Source organism: Achromobacter sp. Marseille-Q0513 (assembly GCF_018195695.1).
GTDB lineage: Bacteria > Pseudomonadota > Gammaproteobacteria > Burkholderiales > Burkholderiaceae_B > Achromobacter.
Genome location: NZ_JAGTJY010000668.1, coordinates 1 through 319 on the forward strand (window position 1 = coordinate 1; position 319 = coordinate 319).

Consider the following 319-nt stretch of genomic DNA (forward strand, 5'->3'; position numbering starts at 1 on the left):
TATCCGGACTCCCTCCCATCGCGCCAAAGCCCTGCATGGCTCTATCGCAAACCGCGGTATGCACGGAGGGAACGAGCGCCTTGATCATCGATATTTCCTTGCGCGCAGCCTTGGCGCCAACCTTGTCCAGCATCCAGGCCGCCTTCAGAACGAGCAAGCGCGCCTGATCAATCTCGATCCGCGAACGGGCGATCCACTCGCCGACGGAGCCGTGCATGTTCAACGCCTTGCCGAATGCGCTACGCGATTTCGCGCGATCCACCATCAGCTCCAGGGCCAGTTCCGCCGCGCCGATCGAGCGCATGCAATGATGAATGCG

General features: G+C 61.8%; 1 protein-coding gene. It reads right to left on the reverse strand.

Annotated features, from left to right (window positions below):
• A partial coding sequence (locus KDH83_RS32235; protein ID WP_283093878.1) for an acyl-CoA dehydrogenase family protein occupies positions 1 to 319 on the reverse strand: 319 nt, incomplete at both ends.